18 protein-coding genes are annotated in these 18,106 nt (G+C 70.8%); 8 read left to right on the top strand and 10 right to left on the bottom strand.

Features of this window, described 5'->3' with window-relative positions; translation table 11 throughout:
- The first annotated feature begins 56 nt into the window (after nucleotides 1-56).
- The 4 genes from ACIQBL_RS42230 (at nucleotide 57) to ACIQBL_RS42215 (ending at nucleotide 3,530) form a co-directional block, all read left to right on the top strand.
- Complete coding sequence (locus tag ACIQBL_RS42230; RefSeq protein WP_401952614.1) at nucleotides 57-746, top strand: YitT family protein; 690 nt, start codon at nucleotides 57-59, stop codon at nucleotides 744-746.
- Nucleotides 743-1,510, top strand: coding sequence for a glycerophosphodiester phosphodiesterase (locus ACIQBL_RS42225; protein WP_401952611.1), 768 nt, complete (start codon nucleotides 743-745; stop codon nucleotides 1,508-1,510). Before ACIQBL_RS42230 ends, ACIQBL_RS42225 begins: the two co-directional genes overlap by 4 nt.
- Before the next feature lie 40 nt (nucleotides 1,511-1,550).
- Nucleotides 1,551-2,900 (top strand): MFS transporter, encoded by a 1,350-nt coding sequence (locus ACIQBL_RS42220; protein WP_401952609.1) that lies wholly within the window; start codon nucleotides 1,551-1,553, stop codon nucleotides 2,898-2,900.
- A gap of 255 nt (nucleotides 2,901-3,155) precedes the next feature.
- Nucleotides 3,156-3,530: an RNA polymerase-binding protein RbpA gene (locus tag ACIQBL_RS42215; RefSeq protein ID WP_003977404.1), complete on the top strand. Its 375-nt coding sequence runs from the start codon at nucleotides 3,156-3,158 to the stop codon at nucleotides 3,528-3,530.
- 110 nt (nucleotides 3,531-3,640) lie between these two features.
- Here ACIQBL_RS42215 and fxsA read toward each other — a convergent pair whose 3' ends face one another.
- The 4 genes from fxsA to ACIQBL_RS42195 all read right to left on the bottom strand — a co-directional run bounded on the left by fxsA (nucleotide 3,641) and on the right by ACIQBL_RS42195 (nucleotide 7,705).
- Nucleotides 3,641-4,198 (bottom strand): FxsA family membrane protein, encoded by a 558-nt coding sequence (gene fxsA, locus ACIQBL_RS42210; RefSeq protein WP_401952607.1) that lies wholly within the window; start codon nucleotides 4,196-4,198, stop codon nucleotides 3,641-3,643.
- Nucleotides 4,199-4,270: 72 nt separating this feature from the next.
- Nucleotides 4,271-5,083 carry a polyprenol monophosphomannose synthase gene (locus ACIQBL_RS42205; RefSeq protein WP_401952604.1) on the bottom strand — a complete coding sequence of 271 codons (813 nt, stop codon included), beginning with the start codon at nucleotides 5,081-5,083 and terminating at the stop codon, nucleotides 4,271-4,273.
- A 532-nt stretch (nucleotides 5,084-5,615) separates the two neighbouring features.
- Nucleotides 5,616-7,217 (bottom strand): amidohydrolase, encoded by a 1,602-nt coding sequence (locus ACIQBL_RS42200; RefSeq protein ID WP_401952602.1) that lies wholly within the window; start codon nucleotides 7,215-7,217, stop codon nucleotides 5,616-5,618.
- A gap of 47 nt (nucleotides 7,218-7,264) precedes the next feature.
- Nucleotides 7,265-7,705: an Lrp/AsnC family transcriptional regulator gene (locus ACIQBL_RS42195; RefSeq protein ID WP_043683290.1), complete on the bottom strand. Its 441-nt coding sequence runs from the start codon at nucleotides 7,703-7,705 to the stop codon at nucleotides 7,265-7,267.
- Nucleotides 7,706-7,974: 269 nt separating this feature from the next.
- On the opposite strand from ACIQBL_RS42195, the gene ACIQBL_RS42190 reads away from it, so the two are divergent.
- On the top strand, nucleotides 7,975-8,418 hold the full coding sequence (locus tag ACIQBL_RS42190) for a hypothetical protein (RefSeq protein ID WP_401952599.1): 444 nt from the start codon (nucleotides 7,975-7,977) through the stop codon (nucleotides 8,416-8,418).
- Nucleotides 8,419-8,428: 10 nt separating this feature from the next.
- Here the strand turns inward: ACIQBL_RS42190 and ACIQBL_RS42185 are convergent, their stop codons facing one another.
- Nucleotides 8,429-9,523, bottom strand: a complete 1,095-nt coding sequence (locus ACIQBL_RS42185; protein WP_401952596.1) for a phosphotransferase family protein — start codon at nucleotides 9,521-9,523, stop codon at nucleotides 8,429-8,431.
- Between the two features lie 48 nt (nucleotides 9,524-9,571).
- Nucleotides 9,572-10,672, bottom strand: coding sequence for a hypothetical protein (locus ACIQBL_RS42180; protein ID WP_401952593.1), 1,101 nt, complete (start codon nucleotides 10,670-10,672; stop codon nucleotides 9,572-9,574).
- A 141-nt stretch (nucleotides 10,673-10,813) separates the two neighbouring features.
- Between ACIQBL_RS42180 and ACIQBL_RS42175 the strand changes: the two genes are divergently transcribed.
- Nucleotides 10,814-11,068 (top strand): hypothetical protein, encoded by a 255-nt coding sequence (locus ACIQBL_RS42175; RefSeq protein WP_401952591.1) that lies wholly within the window; start codon nucleotides 10,814-10,816, stop codon nucleotides 11,066-11,068.
- 130 nt (nucleotides 11,069-11,198) lie between these two features.
- Here the strand turns inward: ACIQBL_RS42175 and ACIQBL_RS42170 are convergent, their stop codons facing one another.
- The 4 genes from ACIQBL_RS42170 to ACIQBL_RS42155 form a co-directional block, all read right to left on the bottom strand.
- Complete coding sequence (locus ACIQBL_RS42170; RefSeq protein WP_401952588.1) at nucleotides 11,199-12,380, bottom strand: acyl-CoA dehydrogenase family protein; 1,182 nt, start codon at nucleotides 12,378-12,380, stop codon at nucleotides 11,199-11,201.
- Nucleotides 12,381-12,611: 231 nt separating this feature from the next.
- Nucleotides 12,612-13,271: a TetR/AcrR family transcriptional regulator gene (locus ACIQBL_RS42165; protein ID WP_401952585.1), complete on the bottom strand. Its 660-nt coding sequence runs from the start codon at nucleotides 13,269-13,271 to the stop codon at nucleotides 12,612-12,614.
- A gap of 65 nt (nucleotides 13,272-13,336) precedes the next feature.
- Nucleotides 13,337-13,483, bottom strand: coding sequence for an SCO1431 family membrane protein (locus tag ACIQBL_RS42160; protein ID WP_401952583.1), 147 nt, complete (start codon nucleotides 13,481-13,483; stop codon nucleotides 13,337-13,339).
- Between the two features lie 101 nt (nucleotides 13,484-13,584).
- Nucleotides 13,585-14,946 (bottom strand): peptidase C39 family protein, encoded by a 1,362-nt coding sequence (locus ACIQBL_RS42155; RefSeq protein ID WP_401952580.1) that lies wholly within the window; start codon nucleotides 14,944-14,946, stop codon nucleotides 13,585-13,587.
- 217 nt (nucleotides 14,947-15,163) lie between these two features.
- Here ACIQBL_RS42155 and ACIQBL_RS42150 point away from each other — a divergent pair, with 217 nt between their 5' ends.
- Both ACIQBL_RS42150 and ACIQBL_RS42145 read left to right on the top strand, forming a co-directional pair.
- The gene (locus ACIQBL_RS42150) at nucleotides 15,164-15,784 is read left to right on the top strand and encodes a uridine kinase (RefSeq protein ID WP_401952578.1); all 621 of its coding nucleotides are present in this window, start codon (nucleotides 15,164-15,166) and stop codon (nucleotides 15,782-15,784) included.
- A gap of 433 nt (nucleotides 15,785-16,217) precedes the next feature.
- Nucleotides 16,218-18,077 (top strand): AAA family ATPase, encoded by a 1,860-nt coding sequence (locus ACIQBL_RS42145; RefSeq protein ID WP_401952576.1) that lies wholly within the window; start codon nucleotides 16,218-16,220, stop codon nucleotides 18,075-18,077.
- Nucleotides 18,078-18,106: the final 29 nt, after the last annotated feature.

Raw genomic sequence — 18,106 nt, 5'->3', positions numbered from 1 at the left:
GTCCACCTTCCCGGAATTGGCCATGGTTGTCGTTCGTTCTCAAGCCACAGAGTGTCATGTGTCAGGCCACTACCACCACCAGGGGGCACCCTTTGTCCACGCGGAACCGTCTCGGGCGACGGTTGGTCCAGCTCTACGTCGGACTCGCGCTCTACGGCGCCAGTTCGGCGCTCCTGGTGGTGTCGGGCCTGGGCCTGGAGCCCTGGAACGTGCTGCACCAGGGCCTCGCCGAACTCACCGGGCTGACGATCGGGGTCGTCTCGATCATCGTGGGCGCGGCGGTGCTGCTCCTGTGGATCCCGCTGCGCCAGCGCCCGGGCCTGGGCACCGTCTCCAACGTGTTCGTGATCGGCCTGGCCATGGACGGCACCCTCGCGCTGGTGCCGGACGCGCACGGCCTGGCCGTACGGATTCCGCTGCTGCTGGCGGGCATCCTGCTCAACGGGGTCGCCACCGGGCTGTACATCTCCGCGAGCTTCGGACCGGGCCCGCGCGACGGGCTGATGACGGGGCTGCACCGGCTCACGGGCCGCTCGATCCGGCTGACGCGGACGGTGCTCGAGGTCGCGGTCGTGGCCACCGGCTTCGCGCTCGGCGGCACCGTCGGCATCGGCACCCTCCTGTACGCCCTGGCGATCGGCCCGCTCGCCCAGCTCTTCCTGCGCGTGTTCGCCGTCCCGTCGGCATCCGACGGCAGCACGGTCGTAGCCGGCGGGTCACCGGAACGGGTCATACTGCCCCGGTGACCACGCCCATACGTCATCCCTACCTCGACCACCCCGGCCCGATCCCCTTCGCCCACCGGGGCGGCGCGGCGGACGGCCTGGAGAACACCGTGTTCCAGTTCCGCCGCGCGGTCGAGCTGGGCTACCGGTACATCGAGACCGACGTCCACGCCACGGCGGACGGGAAGCTCGTCGCCTTCCACGACGAGACCCTGGACCGGGTGACCGACGGCGCCGGCCGGATCGCGGACCTGTTCTGGTCGGACGTGAGCCACGCGCGCGTGGCGGGCAAGGAACCGGTGCCCCTCTTCGAGGAGCTGCTGGAGACGTTCCCCGAGGTGCGCTGGAACGTCGACATCAAGGCGGAGCCCGCGCTCCACCCCCTACTGGACCTCCTGGAGCGCACCGACTCCTGGCACCGCGTCTGTGTCGGCTCCTTCTCCGAGAAACGCGTGGTCCGCGCCCAGCACCTGGCCGGGCCGCGCCTGGCCACGTCGTTCGGCACGCGCGGGGTGCTGAACCTGCGGCTGCGGTCCTGGGGCGCGCCTCTTCCGGTGCGCCGCTCGGCGGTCGCCGCACAGGTGCCCGAGGAGCAGTCGGGCATCCCCGTCGTTGACCGCCGCTTCGTAAGTGCCGCCCACGCGCGCGGGGTGCAGGTCCACGTGTGGACCATCAACGAGGCCGATCGCATGCACCGGCTCCTGGACCTGGGAGTCGATGGCATCATGACCGATCACATCGACACATTGCGCGAGGTCATGGTGGAGCGGGGCGTCTGGGCCTGAGCCCCCGGGGCGACGCGTTCACGGGGAAGCGAGGGCACGGGTGGGTACGGACACCCTGCGGTCACCGGCGGCCGACGAGGCCGCCGAACGCCGGCGCGAACAGCACGGCTGGTACTTCTACGACTGGGCCTGCTCCGTCTACTCGACGAGCGTGCTCACCGTGTTCCTGGGCCCCTACCTGACCTCGGTCGCGAAGTCGGCGGCCGACCCGGACGGGTTCGTGCATCCCCTGGGGATACCGGTCCGGGCGGGCTCCTTCTTCGCCTACACCGTCTCCGCGTCCGTGATCGTGTCGATCCTGGTCATGCCCCTCGCGGGCGCGGCGGCCGACCGCACGGGCCGCAAGAAGCCGCTGCTGGCGCTCGCCGCCTATGTGGGCGCGACCGCCACCACGGGCCTGTTCTTCCTGGACGGCGACCGCTATCTGCTCGGCGGCTTCCTGCTGATCGTCGCCAACTCCTCCGTGGCCGTCTCGATGGTCCTGTACAACTCCTACCTTCCGCAGATCGCCCCGCCCGAGGAACGCGACGCGGTCTCCTCCCGAGGCTGGGCCTTCGGCTACGCGGCGGGCTCCCTGGTCCTGGTCGCGAACCTGATCCTGTTCACCGCCCACGACTCCTTCGGCCTGTCCGAGTCGATGGCCGTCCGCATCTGTCTCGCGTCGGCGGGGATCTGGTGGGGCGCCTTCACCCTCGTACCGCTGAAACGACTGCGCGACCGCGGCCGTACGACGTCCGAGGCGCCCACAACGCGGGGCTGGCGGCAGCTCGCGGCGACGGTCCGGGACATGCGCGGCAAGCCGCTCACCCTGTCCTTCCTGTTCGCCTACCTGATCTACAACGACGGCATCCAGACGGTGATCTCGCAGGCATCCGTGTACGGCTCCGAGGAGCTGGGCCTGAGCCAGTCCACGCTCATCACGGCCGTGCTGATGGTCCAGGTGCTGGCGGTGGCGGGGGCGCTCGGCATGGGGCGACTCGCCCGGACGTACGGAGCCAAGCGGACGATTCTCGGCTCGCTCGTCGCGTGGACGGTGACACTGGCCGCCGGGTACTTCCTGCCCGCCGGCGCGCCCGTCTGGTTCTTCGTGCTGGCCGCCGGGATCGGCCTGGTGCTGGGCGGCAGCCAGGCGCTGTCCCGGTCCCTGTTCTCCCATCTCGTGCCGCCCGGCAAGGAGGCCGAGTACTTCTCGGCGTACGAGATGAGCGATCGGGGCATGAGCTGGTTGGGCCCACTTCTGTTCGGGGTGACGTACCAGCTGACCGGAAGTTATCGGGACGCGATCATCTCCCTGGTGGCCTTCTTCGTCGTCGGGTTCGTGCTGCTCGCACGGGTTCCGGTGGCGCGGGCGATCGGCGACGCGGGAAATCCTCTTCCCGAGAGGATTTAGCGCTCAAGGCGAAAGGGCGGTAGTGTACGCGTTTGGCCTGCCTGGCGTACCGTTACTGCGCGTCAAAGATGACGAATCGCTAGGTGACATCTGCTAGTAGATGTGACAAACCGGGCGCTGGTGGGTACAACAAGGGGCGGCTACGACGGCGACGCATGACCCCGTACGGGAATCTTTACCGCCGACCGGACGTTGACCGGATGACGACGACAGCGACACCTGTCCTGTGGGCGACAAGCCCGGGAGGCACGATTCATGAGTGAGCGAGCTCTTCGCGGCACGCGCCTCGTGGTGACCAGCTACGAGACGGACCGCGGTATCGACCTGGCACCACGCCAGGCCGTGGAGTACGCATGCGAGAAGGGACATCGCTTTGAGATGCCCTTCTCGGTCGAGGCGGAGATCCCGCCGGAGTGGGAGTGCAAGGTCTGCGGGGCCCAGGCACTCCTGGTCGACGGCGACGGCCCTGAGGAAAAGAAGGCCAAGCCCGCGCGTACCCACTGGGACATGCTGATGGAGCGGCGCACCCGCGAGGAACTCGAAGAGGTCCTCGAGGAGCGTCTTGCCGTTCTCCGTTCCGGCGCGATGAATATCGCGGTTCACCCGAGGGACAGCCGCAAGTCGGCCTAGTCCTGAAGGTGCGGAGCGGTTCTACCGCACACGCAAGTGACACAAGCAAGTAAGCGCGGGCGCCGTACGAACATGTACGGCGCCCGCGCTTTTGCCTGTCCGCGTCCGGGTCAGCGACTCAGCGGCGGACGGGGGCCCTGCGAAGCGTCGCTGCCGGGCTCGTCCCGGATGACCTCGCCCTGGACGACCTTGCCGTCCGGGCGGTGGATACGGGCCTGCTGGAAGGCGTCCCCGAGGGTGCCGGGAGCGGCCCTGCGCAGCTTCCGCTCGACCACGCGCTCCGCGTAGCGCCCCAGGGCCCGCTGGACCGGCGGGACGAGCAGGAGCAGGCCCGCCGCGTCCGAGATCGGACCGGGGATCATCAGCAGCAGGCCGCCCAGCATCATCAGGCCGCTGCCACCGCCGCTGGCCGGGGCGGTGCCCTGCTGCACGGCCTGGCTCAGGTTCTGGAAGGCCCGCCGCCCCGCCCGCTTGATCACCACCGCGCCGAGCACGAACCCGGCGAGCAGCAGCAGGAAGACCGTGAGCCCGCTCGACGCGCCCGCCACCACGGTCAGCAGCCAGATCTCCAGCACCAGCCACAGCGCGATGCCCAGCGGCAGGAACGTACGCAGCCGGGAACGCGGTGGCCGGGCGGCGGCGGAAGGGGTGGGTGAGCCAGTCGTCATACGTCCAGTGTGCCTGGACCCGGCTCAGTGCGGGATAAGCGAACGATCAACCGCGCCTGTGAGGTCGTAGTGCTACGGCTGTGAGGGCTTCCCCCCGGGTTTTCCCCGGCCGCGGAGCTTGCCGACCCGCTCCGCCACGCCCCACGTGGTGACCCGCCACAGAGCCTCGACGAGGATGTCGCGGCTCATCTTGGAGTCGCCGAGTTCGCGCTCCACGAAGGTGATGGGGACCTCGACGACGTGGTAGCCGGCCTTGACGGCGCGGCGGGCCAGGTCGACCTGGAAGCAGTAGCCCTGGGAGGCCACGTCGTCCAGGCCGAGGCCTTCGAGGGTCTCGCGGCGGAAGGCGCGGTAGCCGCCCGTGATGTCGCGCAGCGGCAGGTCGAGGGCCACGCGCGAGTAGAGGCTGCCGCCGCGGGAGATGAACTCGCGGGACTTCGGCCAGTTCACCACCCGGCCGCCGGGCACCCAGCGGGAGCCGAGCACCAGGTCCGCGCCCTTGAGGGCGGTGAGCAGCCGGGGCAGCTCCTCGGGCTGGTGGGAGCCGTCGGCGTCCATCTCGACGAGCACGCCGTAGCCGTTGTCCATGCCCCAGTGGAAGCCCGCCAAGTAGGCGGCACCGAGGCCTTCCTTGCCCTTGCGGTGCAGCACCTGGACCTGTTCGTCCTCGGCCGCCAGCTCGTCGGCCAGCTTGCCCGTGCCGTCGGGGCTGTTGTCGTCGGCCACGAGGACGTGAGCCTCGGGGACCGACTTCCGCACCCGCCCGACGATGGACTTGATGTTCTCCGCCTCGTTGTAGGTCGGGATGATCACCAAGGCCGTGCCGAGCGGGCCGAACTTCCGCCCCTGGGCCTGTGCCGCGAGGGCTCCGTCGCCGTCGTTCACTGCTGCCCCTTCATGTCCGTACGCAGGCGTCCACCATAGTGGCCGCCGCCTGGGATGACGTGCCAGGTCGTTCGTACGCTGGTGTCGATTCGACAAGAACGGGGTAAGAACGCGCCTTTCGGCACCTATGTGCTGCGGATGGGGGCCCGGCGCCCTTCGGGCCGACCTGGGACCCGCCGGCTGCGGGTCGACCAAAGCCGTTGTCTACTGGACGTCCGGGCCCCACCCGGGTCACACCAGCCGACCGGCCGGAACGTTCCCTCGCCGTGGCGCGGGCGCTGAGCCTGGCTCCCAGTGACGGTGCCCGGCGCGGCACACCGTCCCTGACCCAGCGGCGCTTCGGCGATTGTTCGGAGGTTCCCCGGTCGGGCGTCCGGTGGTGGACTCGGACGAACCTACCGGCCCCCTGCGCCCGCCTGTCAACAGCCATCTGACCTGGCCTTTCTCCCTCAATCGCCTGGTCAGGGCAGAGGATGCGCAGGTCGCGCGACGGGGCGGCGGCCGTGGATCGGGGGCGCGCCACCCCGGGAGATCACTCGCCCGGCCGTACGAACACCGTCCGTCCGCCCACGACGGTGCGCAGACAGACGGGGAGGTCGCCGCCGGGCGTCAGGTCGGGCAGTCCGGGCGTGCCGGAGCGCGGGTCGGTCGACCAGCGCGCGACCCGGTCGTCGGGCGCCTGCACCACCAGGGCGTCGGTCCGCCAGACGGCGTAGTCGGCGGGCGCGCCGGGGACCAGAACACCCGCGTCGTCCCGTCCTACGGCCCGCCAGCCGCCCCGCGTATGCGCGGTGAACGCGGCGCGCACGGAGACCCGATGTTCAGCCGTTCGGTGGAACGCGGCGGCGCGGACGGTACCCCACGGGTCGATCGGGGTGACCGGGCTGTCGGAGCCGAAGGCGAGCGGGACACCGGCGCGGAGCAGCGCCGCGAAGGGGTTCAGGGCGCGGGCCCGCTCCGCGCCCAGGCGCTGGGCGTACATGCCGTCCTCGCCGCCCCACAGCGCGTCGAAGGCGGGCTGCACGGAGGCGGTCAGGCCCAGCTCGGCGAAGGCCGCGATGGTCTCCGGGGTGAGCATCTCGGCGTGTTCGACGCGGTGGCGGGCGGCGCGGACGCGGGGCAGGCCGGCCTTCTCGGCGGCTGCGCGGACGCCCTCGACCACGGCGGTCACGGCGGCGTCCCCGATGGCGTGGAAGCCCGCCTGGAGGCCCGCCTCGGTGCAGGCGACGACATGGGCGGCGACGGCGTCCGCGTCGAGGTACGCGAGGCCGGTGTGCCCGGCGTCGGTGTACGGCTGGTGCAGGCAGGCGGTGTGCGAGCCGAGGGCGCCGTCGACGAAGAGGTCACCGGCGGCTCCGGCGGCGCCCAGTTCCCGCGCCTTCTCCACGTCCTGTTCCGCCCAGTAGCCGACGACACGCGGTCCCGGCTCCTCGGCGGCGAGCCGCAGCAGGCCCGTGAAGTCGTCCTCGGAGGAGATCTCGGGCCCGGCGCACTCATGGACCGAGCCGACGCCCAGGGAGGCCGCGTGGGCGAGGGCGGTGCGCTGGGCCTCGGTCCGCTGCTCCGGCGTGATGGCGGCGAGCGCGGTGGCGCGTACGGCGTGGTGGGCGTCGGCGGTGAGCGGGCCGTCGGGCGCGTCGAAGCCGGAGACCAGGTCGAGCAGGGCCGTGCTGACGACCGCCGAGTGGACGTCGATGCGGGAGAGGTAGAGCGGGCGTCCACCCGTCGCCGTGTCGAGTTCGGCGCGGGTCGGCGGGCGGCCCCCCGGCCAGCGGGCGGCGTCCCAGCCGTGGCCGAGCAGGACACGGTCGGCCGGGCGGGCTGCGGCGAAGTCCCGGACGAGGGACAGGGCCGCCTCCAAGGAGGGCGCGTCCGACAGGTCGAGACCGGTGAGCGCGAGGCCGGTGGCGGTGGTGTGCACGTGTGCGTCGGTGAACGCCGGGGTGACCAGCCCGCCGTCCAGGTCGACCACCTCGTCGACGCCGTCCGCGAACGCGTCGGCGGCGCCCTCGGAGCCGACCCAGGCGACCTGGCCGCGCTCCACGACCATCGCGGTCGCGAACGGGTCGGCGGGGCTGTGGACTTCGCCGCGACGGAGCAGGACGGTCGTCGGTTCGGGGGTGCGCTCACTCATGGGGAACAGTCTCGCGCCTCACCACCACCGCCCCGCACGCAGGTGGGTCAGATGCGCGGCGGACGGGCCTCGTACGGCGTCGACAGGACCACCGTGGTCCGGGTGGAGACCCCGGCGAGGCCGCGCAGCCGGGCGAGCAGCTCCTCCAGTTCGTGCGGGGTGGAGACCCGCACCTTGAGGATGTAGTTCTCGTCGCCCGCGACGCTGTGGCAGGCCTCGATCTCGGGGACGCCGGAGAGGCGGTCCGCGATGTCGTCGGGGGCGCTGGGGTCGAACGGTTTCACCGAGATGAAGGCGGTCATGGGCAGACCCACCGCCTCCGGGTCGACGACCGCGGCGTACCCGCGGATGACGCCACGCTGCTCCAGCCGGCGCACCCGTTGGTGCACGGCCGACGTGGACAGGCCCGTGGCCTTGCCCAGGTCTGTGTAGCTCATCCGCCCGTCCTTGACGAGCAGCTGCACGATTTGTCGGTCCAGCTCCTCCATGACGCAAGAACTTACATGGCGTCTGATCTCCTCCGATAGCTGAGCGGCGCAGGTCATACCCGGTTCGTGATGTTGCCGGGAGCGGCTGGTGAGTCAGCTGGGGACAAATCCGCCGCCCCGGGCATCTGCGGGCGGCATGTGACGAACGCCACAGGCCCCGAGCGGTCTCCGTGATGGTCTCGTGATTACCGCGGAGACCGGACGGGAAGTGCTTGCTGTGGTCGAGGCCGCAGCGCCTTCACGGCCCAGCCCAGTAGGGGGAGAAACCCATGCAGAGTGTGAAGCGCCCTGGACGCACCGCGCCCAAGCGGCCGCAGCTCGTCGTCGAGCCCGAGCCGGAGGGCGTCGAATCCGACGGCCCGGACGGCTTCGAGGCCGACGAACCCGACGCGTACGACACCTTGGAGATGTACCGGGTGATCTGCCCGGACTGCGTGCAGCCCATCGCGCTCCTCGCGGACGAGGAGGTCCTGCCGGAGCACGCGCTGTGCGCCTCGCCGTGGAACCCGTTCGGGCTGACGGTCTGCGCCGGTACGGGCCGTGAGGCGGCCGACGCCCGGTCCGCCGACGAGTCCATGGAGCCCCAGGAGCAGGACACCGCGCTGCTGTTGACGCTCCCTCAGGGGCTGGACTGGCGGACGCAGCCCTTCTCGCACGTCGGCGGCCCCAGCTCGCGCCCGATGCGGGTGCCGGACATGCGCCGCGCCGCCTGAGCGCACTCCCTCAACCCCAGTAACTGCCCTGCACCATGGCCCGCAGGCTGCCGTGGTGCAGGATCAGTGTGTCCGGGTCCGCCGGGACGGCCACCTCACCGAAGTACGCCTGCCGGTAGGCGATCCGCAGCATCACGATCGCGTGCCGCAGAGCCGCGTACAGGGTGTAGAAGTCCATGTCGCGCGGCGTGTGACCGGTGAGTTCGGCGTACCGGGCCTCCACCCGGTCCCGGCGGAAGAACTCCGGCAGGCCCGCCTGGCCGAAGGCGACCGTGAGGTCCTGGAAGAAGCGGTGCAGATAGACGGTCCAGCCGAGGTCGACCTCGCGCGGGGCCGGGGCCGCCATCTCCCAGTCGAGGACGGCGACGGGGTCGAACCCGTCGTAGACGACGTTCCCGATGCGCGCGTCGCCCCAGTTGAGGACCGGTTCGCCCGGGTCGGTGGGCCAGAGGTCCGTCAGCCGGTCGAAGGCGCTCTCGATGAGGGGTGAGCGGGCGAGTCCGTCAACCACCCAGTCGTAGTAGGCGCGTTGGGAGGCGACGTGCCGGGTGAGGGCGTCGCCGTCGCCCGGAAGGGTGAGGAACTCGGCCTCCTGCAACGGCACTTGGTCGTGGAGGCGGGCGACGAGCGCGACCGAGGCGGCCTCCAGGTGCGCTCGCTCCGCGTCGGTCGCCGCGTGCAGCCAATTGCCCTCGTACGTATACGGCATGACGTCCGGCGGTACGCGTCCCCCGGCGCGCTCCATGACGAAGAACGGTGCGCCCAGCGGGCCGGGGTCCTCCTCCAGCCAGCGGACTCTCGGCACCGGCAGGTCCGTGCGGTCGGCGACCAGGCGCATCGTGCGGAACTGGCGCGGCATGTCGTAGACCGGGAAGACGGTGTACGCCGCCGGGTCGGCCGCGAGTCTCAACGCGCAGGCGCGGAGCAGGGGTTCAGGGTGTTCGATGTCGAAGAGCAGGGTCTCGCTGGACATGCCGTTCGACGCGGGGACGGTGACATTGACGGCCTTGGCGCCGGGCAGGCGGGTGTCGAGCCAGGCCGTGAGGCGGTGGGCGAGCTCCTCTGGGTCACGGGTGGTGGTGCGGGGGCGGGGTGCCGTCGCCATGTCGTCTCAACTCCCTTGCGGTGCCACCGGGATGTCACCTCAACTGCCTTACGGTGCCACCGAGTCGAAGCCGGTGAAGCCGCTCGGGTCGTGGCGGCCGAACGAGCCGTGCTCGAAGATGCCGTGGCCGATCCGGCCGTCGAGGCGGAAGCGGGCCGCGTGGTCGGTCACGCCGTAGGCCGCGAGCGGGGCGGGTTGGGTGAGGTCGTAGGTCCGTCGGTCGAGCCACTCGTGACCGCGCCAGGTGCCGTGCTGCCAGTCGTCGGCGGGCGGGTAGCCGGCGCCGATCGCCAGGGGTGAGGAGGTCAGGATCTCCACGTCGAGTTCCTGGGGTTTCCGTGCGTCCCCCAGGTGGATGAGGGCGCGCTCGGGGTGGCGGGTGCCGGAGCGGTAGGTGATCTCGGCCTGGGGCCAGCCGAGTTGGCGGTCGCGGTGGCCGGGGCGGACGACGGTCGCCTCGTTCAGGGTGCGGTGACCGTCGGCGTCCTCCTGGACGATGACCATGAGGAAGCTGTCCTCGAAGCGGACCGGGCACCAGATCCAGTGGAAGCCCTCGGTCGGGTGCTCCTCGGCGAGCCGGCCGCCCTCCTCGCCGGGGATGGGCCGCACGCCCCAACTGCGGTCACGGGTACCGGTCCAGCCGTCGGCGGTGACCCGGAACTCCTCGTCACCGGTGCGGATCACGCCCTCCACACCGCCGGCTTGGACGAAGCGGCGCCCTTCGAGGGTGAGCCGGTCGCCGCGGTACTGGACGTGGTGGGGTTCCCAGAGGGCGGGGAATTCGGCGGTCCAAGTGAGGTCGTACGAGAGGGAGTTGTCCTCGCAGCGCAGGCGCAGTCGGCGCAGCGGCTCCTCCACCTCGATGCGCAGCGGGCCCACGGCGAGGTGCATGCGGTCGTCGCCGAGGGCGTCCGAGGCGCGGACGGCGTGCAGGGTGTCGCCGGTGCGGAGGGTGGCGTAGGCGTCGATCACACCGACGTTGGGGTAGACGCCGAGGCCGAGGATGAGCAGGGCACGGCCCTCGTGGTCGAGGACGTGGAAGATGCAGCGGTCGTAGGCGTTCCGGTCGCCGGTCGCGACGTGCTTCATCGACAGGGGGACCTGGTGCACGGGGTACTCGTCGAGGGGCACGGGACGGTCGTCTGCCACGGCTAACCTCCCCTGGGGGCAGTGGAGGTGACGGTACGTCAGGAAGTGTGCGGTAGCCAGAGCCGAGACCGGTACGCCGGTGAACTCACGCTCGATTACGGGCACCGGTGACCTGCCGATGTGCCCTTACGTTGCCCTGGTATGACCGCCACATATGCGCCGACCGGGCGTCAGCGCCGGATCTTCGTCCCCGCGCCCGCAGAATCGGTTCCGCCGGCGCCGCCGCAGCCCCAGGATCCGCCCATCTACCGTGACCTCATGCGGACTTGGGCGGACCGGGGCCGCACCCTGCCGGGGCGTCACGACCCGGAGTGGGTGCGGCTGGCGGCGCCGCCGCAGGGCCTGTCCGGCGGATCGGGCCGGCGGGAGACGACGGCGCCCGATCGGCACTGGTGAGCGGGGCGCGGCGCTGCGGCCACACGGCGGAGGAGACATCGACATCGGCGGGGTCTCCTCCCGGCCCGTGAGGCTGAGGGCGTGCCAGGCCCCCCGCCTGCGGCATGACCCGCCGGACGGAGCCCGGGCCTCAGCCGGTTCGGTAGGCTTCGGGACCCGCCAGGTGGCGGGCGATGACCATGCGCTGGATCTGGTTGGTGCCCTCGACGATCTGGAGCACCTTCGCCTCACGCATGTAGCGCTCGACCGGGAAGTCCGCGGTGTAGCCGTATCCGCCGAGCACCTGGACGGCGTCGATGGTGGCCTTCATCGCGGTGTCGGTGCAGTGCAGCTTGGCCATGGCCGCCTGTTTGGCGAACGGGCGACCCGCGTCGCGCAGCCGGGCCGCCGCGAGGTAGAGCGCCCGGCCGGCCTCGATCTGGGTGGCCATGTCGGCGAGCATGAAGCGCAGGCCCTGGAAGTCGGAGATCGGGCGCCCGAACTGCTGCCGCCCGGTCGCGTAGGCCACCGCCTCGTCGAGCGCGGCCTGGGCCACGCCGATCGCGCAGGCGGCGATGCCGAGCCGCCCGGAGTCCAGCGCGGACAGGGCGATCGCGAAGCCCTGGCCCTCCTCGCCGAGGCGCCGTTCGTCGGGGACGCGGACGCCGTCGAAGTGGACCTGCGCGGTGGGCGAGCCCTTCATGCCCATCTTCTTCTCGGGTGCCGCGCCGGTCAGGCCGGCCGCGTCGCCGGGCACCAGGAAGGCACTTATCCCGCGCGGGCCGTCCTCACCGGTGCGGGCCATGACCGTGTAGAAGTCGGCGATGCCGCCGTGCGTGATCCAGGCCTTGGTGCCGTCGATCACCCAGTCGTCGCCGTCCCTGACCGCTTTGGTGCGCAGGGAGGCCGCGTCGGAGCCGGAGGACGGTTCCGAGAGGCAGTAGGCGCCGAGGAGTCCGCCGCCGAGCATCGCGGGGAGGTGCTCGACCTGCTGCTGCTTGGTGCCGTAGTTGGCCAGCGCGTGGCAGGACAGCGAGTGGACGCTGACGCCGAGGCCGACGGTGAGGCGGGCCGCCGCGAGCTCTTCGAGGACCTGGAGGTAGACCTCGTACGGCTGGTCGCCGCCGCCGTATTCGGAGTCGTACGGGAGGCCGAGCAGTCCGGACTCGGAGAGCAGGGTGAAGACCTCGCGCGGGAAGTGTCCGGCGTCCTCTTCCTCGGCCGCTCTCGGGGCGATCTCTCGCTGCGCGATGTCGCGGACCAGCGAGATCAGATCCCGGGCCTCGTCCGTGGGCAGTTGCCGGTCCACCGGCTGCGGGGCGCGGTCGGGCATGGCGACGCTCTCCTCCCTTGTCGGGCACATCGGCGGGCGCACGCCTTGGGTCGAGGCGAGTCCGCCGGGTATCGCACGAGTACGGCCGCTGCTCCCGCTCCCGGGTCTCGGAAGCGGCTGACCAGCGGCTCTGCGCTGTGAGTATGCCCGATCGGAGGTCTCTCGTCACCAGTTAACGACCGCTTACTTCAAGAATAACCCGGTCGTTCGGAACTGGTCCGGCGCGCCTGCTCAGCCGTCCCGGCGGGCCGGCTTGGGCGCCGGATACGTCGGGTCCAGTTCCTCGATGGCGCGCATCGTGCCGCCGAGGGTCTTCACGAGGAGTTCGCGCATCGTCTCGCGGGACAGGTCGGGGCCGCTGATCCACTCCAGGGTGGCGCCCTCGACGCTGCACACCCAGCCGAACAGGCCCATGCGCGCGAGCCGGGAGATGTCGGTACGGCCGTACGCCCCCTCGGCGATGGTCGCGACGATCGCCGCGCGCACCCCGTCGCGGATGGCGTGCACCTCGGTGTCGAAGCCGACGCCGCCGCTCACGATCGTGCGGTACGCGGCCTGGTTGTGCTCGGCCCAGCGCAGATAGCTGTCCATCGTCCGCTGTACGCGGTCCAGTTGGGGCAGTTCGAGACCGCTCGCCGCGAAGGTCACCAGGTCGGCGACCGAGTCGTTGATGATCGCCAGGTAGTAGCCGCGCTTGGACTGGAAGTAGTAGTAGATCAGCCCCTTGGCGACATGCGCCTGCCGCGCGATGTCGTCCATGGACAGCGCGTCGTAGGACGTGTCGGCGAACAACTTCCGGCCGATGGTGATGAGTTCGGCGCGGCGCGCCAAGGAACGCTCGGTACCGCGCGCCCGGGGACGTACGACGTCACGCTGCTGACTGATTTCCAATTTCGACTCTGGCTCTCCAACTGGGCTGGGTCAACCGCAGTATGGCAGGTCACGTATGCGTCAGGTCACAGCAGGCCGATTTGGGTCACGAGCATCGCGATCACCACGACGAGGGTCCAGCCCATGACGTGTTCGGCGATCTTCGGACCGTCGCCCTTGGGGCCGCCGGTGCGGGTACGGGTGCGGGCGGCGGTGGCTGAGTGTGCGGTCATGGTGGCTCGCAGAGGTCGGATGTGCGGTGGACTCCCCCGTTCTGTCCACCTTGCCATCCATTTCGCCGCCTGAGCCGGAGACCTTGGTCACAAGCCCCGCGTCAGCGGACGCCCACCGCCGCGAGTGCCTTGCGCTGGCGGGCGGTCGGGTGCGCCGGGAAGTAGAGGTAACAGACGCCGCCGGTACCGGAGGAGAGCTTTCCGGAGGCGTTGTACCGCTTGGTGCGCAGCCAGATGTTCTCGAACTCGCGCCTGTTGTAGACGCGGCGGACGGCCGGATCGCTGGGCGAGTTGGGGTCGTTGGCGATCACGTCGCCGTCGGCGGTGAAACCGATCACGGTCATCAGATGGCCGGACGTGCCGTACCCCGCGCCCGTCAGCTCGCTGCTGAGGAACGACTGGGACGTTATGGCCGGGATGCCCGCCGCGATCAGCGTCTCCAGGTCGGTGAGCGAGCCGAGCCGGGTGACCACGCCCTGGAGGTTCTTGTACGTGGCCGCGTAGGCGGCGTTGAACGGCCAGTTGCCGCAGCCCTGGTACTGGTAGTCGTAGGTGAAGCGCGCCGCGTTGTCGACCTGCGGGTCGGCGTAGGCCGGGTCGACCCAGGCGAGTTGGTCCGGGGTGAGCCGGCCGCCCCAGTACTCGATGATCATCTGCGAGGAGGTGGGGCTGCACCAGGCCTCGCCGCCGTTGTCGTACTCGGGGTACTGCCCGATGTGGATCTCCTGCGAGTAGCGCGGGACGATCAGCTCCTGGGCGAGCCCGGGCGTGGAGGCCGGGACGGTGAAGCGGTCGGGGACGGCGGAGCCCATCGCGCCGAGCCGCCACACGGTGGGGGTGAGCTTGGTGCCGGGCTTGCGGTAGAGGGTCAGGCGCAGCCGGTACGACGCCAGGCGCAGGCCCGTCGTCGTGTCGTCGATCGCGAAGGTGTCCGTCCAGATGGTGGACTTGCCGTCCGTCTGGCCGTCGACGGAGGTCCGCTTGATGTCCTGGTCGCCGGCCGCCCAGCGGCCCATCACGTACCAGGGGGTGTCCGTGCCGTCGGTGTACGTACCGTGCAGTTCGATCTGGAGCCACGTGCCGGCGGGGGTGTGCGCGTTCCAGGAGGCGATGGTCTCCGTCGCGGGGACGGAGAGCTTGTGGACGGGGGACGTCCAGGTCGCGTACTCCCAGGGGGCGGTCCTGCCGGTGTGCGGGTCCGTGTAGTCGACGCTGCCGAGGGCTGCGCCGATGGCGAGGCCCGGACGGAGGCCCGCGACGGCCCGGGTGCCGCGGGCGGCGCCGCCGCGCCAGTCGGCGTAGCTGGTCCAGGCGTGGTTGTCGACAAAACCCCTCGGGGCCCGGTCGGAGTCGGCCGCGCCGGTGGCGGTGTCGGCTACCGCCGGGCCCGCGCCGCTCACCACGGCGGCGGCGACCGCGGCGGCCAGGACGGTTCTGCGGGACGGCTGTTCGGCTCTGCTCATGGGCGGAGGACCCCCAGGTTGTCCGATGCGGGACAGATCCAATGAACGACTGTGCGCCCACTATGGACACAGGCGGCACGCCCCTGCCAGCACTTCGGGACATGCCACGCCCACCAATATTGGTGTCGACCACTGGCATGACCTGGGGCGAGGGCCGCCGATCACTAGAATGTCCCGGCACCCAGCGGCATCACCCCACGACCTCCCGGGAACAGCCATGCACGACCTCGCCCACCGCCTGAGCCGGCTGCCCCCGTCCTGCGGCCCGGTCCGGCTCGTCGGCGTCGACGGGCACGCGGGGTCCGGCAAGTCCACGTTCACCGGGTGGCTGGCCGCGGCCCTGGGCGGCGCGCCTGTCCTGCACCTGGACGACCTCGCCACCCACGACGAACTGTTCGGCTGGACCGAGCGGCTCCTGAGCCAGGTGATCACACCGCTCGGCCGCGGCGAGACCGCGCACTACGCGCCCTACGACTGGCACGCCCGACGCTTCGGCACGCCCCGCGCGCTGCCGGCCGCGCCCGTGGTCCTCGTCGAGGGCGTCGGCGCCGGACGCCGGGCGGTGCGCCCGTTCCTCGCGCGGCTGCTGTGGATGGAGATGCCCCAGGAGGAGGCCTGGGCACGGGGGCGGCTGCGGGACGGGGCGGACCAGCGGGACTTCTGGGACGGGTGGGTCCAGGCGGAACGCGAACACTTCACCAAAGACCCTTCGCGACCGCACGCGGCCTTCCTGGTAAGGGAGTTGAGGAAGGGATACGAGGTGCTCCCGGGGCCCTGCGGGACGGTTGGACCGGACCACGCTGTCACCCACGGTGACGGACCGCCCGCAGTGTGCTGAACTTGTGAAGACCCTCACGCGTGAACTTCCCTGAGTGCCTCAACTCGGCTTGACCCAGGGGCCGTACAGGTCTTACGTTCTGAATGTGCGGCAGTTCGAAGCCGCCCAGAGTCGCGAAGCCCCCGGTTGTTCCCCCGTGATCGGGGGCTTCGTTCTGCTCCCACCCCCTTTTCCGGCCGTCACGAGCCGTGATTCGCTCACCCTGGGTCACCGTCCTGAGTGCGCCCCATCTGCTCCCACCTCGTCAAACGGCCCGTGCGGCACCCTTCGGTGGGCGCCTGCCCCGCAGGTACGATGCCCAGGGTGCGACCAACGGACGGCTGCTTCGCGCGCCACGGCAACTCCCGTCCGCGGCACAGCGGTTCGACCCAGACTGCCGACGGGCGCCGGCCCGGCGGCGAATCAACGGGGGCACGGTTTGTGGGGGGACGTGATGGACTTCGGCACGCAGGGCCCCGAGGCCCCGGCCGACCTCGCGTGGCTGCGAGGCGTGGACGCCTACACGATGGGCGCTTATCCGCAGGCGGAGGAGGAGTTCCGCACCGCGGTACGCATGGATCCGGGAATGGCCGACGGCTGGCTCGGACTGCACGCGCTGCGCGTCGACACGACGACCGCGCTGCTGCGGATGTACCGGCACCGGGAACGCTTCGGGGAGCAGCGCACCAGGCACCGCCGCACGCTCAACTCCTGGTACTGGCTGGGCTGGTGGGTGCAGCCCGTGCTGGAGAGTCCGCGTGATCTGCTGCTCGCGCACGCCTCGCACTGGCTGGACGGCCGCCATGTACCGGAGCTGGACCGGGCGTTGGCCGGGCTGCCGCCCGTCGACACCGACCACCAGGTCCGCTTCCTGCACGCCTGCCGGGCCTATCTGGTCAAGGACTGGGAGCAGCTGGTCCGGCACACGGACCCGCTGATCAACGACCAACTGCTGGGCATCGAGGCCGGGTTGTTCGGCGGGATGGCCCGGGTGCGGCTGGAGATGTACGGCCAGGCCGAGCCGCTCCTGTCCTCCGCGCTGATGCGCTGCCGCAGCGAACAGCCCCAGCGCAAGGAGTTGCGGTACTGGCTGGCGCGGGCCCATGAGGGCACCGGGCGCAGTGCTGCCGCGCTCCCCCTGTACCGGGCGGTGCACCGGGTCGACCCCGCGTTCATGGACACCTCGGCCCGGCTCGCCGCGATCACGGACTCCGACGGGTACGACGGGTCCGAGGACGTGAGCGACCTCGCGGCGATCAGGCTCTCCGGCGGGCAGGACGCGCTGGAGGGGCCCGACGGGCTCGATCCGCTGTTCGGCGCGGAGGGGCGCGATCTGAAGCTGTCGGAGCCCGGCCTGCCGCCGACCGGGCCGCTGCCCTCCGCGGCCGACTCGGTGCGCGAGAAGACCTCGGTGCCGATCCCGCCGCTGCCCACCGGTCCCACCGACCCCGTCTTACTGGAGGAGGCGCTCAACGAACTGGAGCGCATGGTGGGGTTGGAGCCGGTCAAGCGCCAAGTCAAGGCGCTGTCCGCCCAGTTGAACATGGCGCGGCTGCGCGCCGGGCAGGGACTGCCGGTCCAGCCGCCGAAACGGCACTTCGTCTTCTCCGGGCCCTCGGGTACCGGCAAGACCACCGTGGCCCGCATTCTGGGGCGGGTCTTCTATGCTCTCGGGCTGCTCGGCGGGGATCATCTCGTCGAGGCGCAGCGGGCCGATCTGGTCGGTGAGTATCTGGGCCAAACGGCTGTGAAGGCCAACGAGTTGATCGACTCGGCCATTGGTGGCGTTCTCTTCGTCGACGAGGCCTATTCGCTCTCCAACTCCGGTTACGGGAAGGGCGACGCGTACGGCGACGAGGCATTGCAGGTGTTGTTGAAGCGGGCCGAGGACAATCGCGATCACCTTGTGGTGATCCTCGCCGGCTATCCGGAGGGGATGGACCGGCTGCTCGCCGCGAACCCCGGGCTGTCGTCCCGCTTTACGACTCGCGTCGACTTTCCTTCGTACCGGCCGCTCGAACTCACTTCTATCGGTGAGGTGTTGGCGGCGGAGAACGGGGACGTGTGGGACGAGGAGGCGTTGGACGAGCTGCGGTCCATCGCCGGGCATGTGGTCGATCAGGGGTGGATCGACGAGCTGGGCAATGGGCGGTTCTTGCGGACCCTGTACGAGAAGAGCTGTGCGTATCGGGATCTGCGGCTGTCGGTGTATCCCGGGATGTTGTCGCGGGACGATCTGTCGACCTTGCGGTTGCCGGATCTGATGCAGGCGTATGGAGAGGTGTTGTCGGGGCGGGGGCCGGCCGGCGGCTGAGCGGTACGCACTGGGTTGGGGGGATCTGT

Source organism: Streptomyces sp. NPDC088350, assembly GCF_044753545.1.
Classification (GTDB): domain Bacteria; phylum Actinomycetota; class Actinomycetes; order Streptomycetales; family Streptomycetaceae; genus Streptomyces.
Note: the sequence above shows the minus strand (reverse complement) of the source record. Positions and strands in the feature narration are given on the sequence as shown.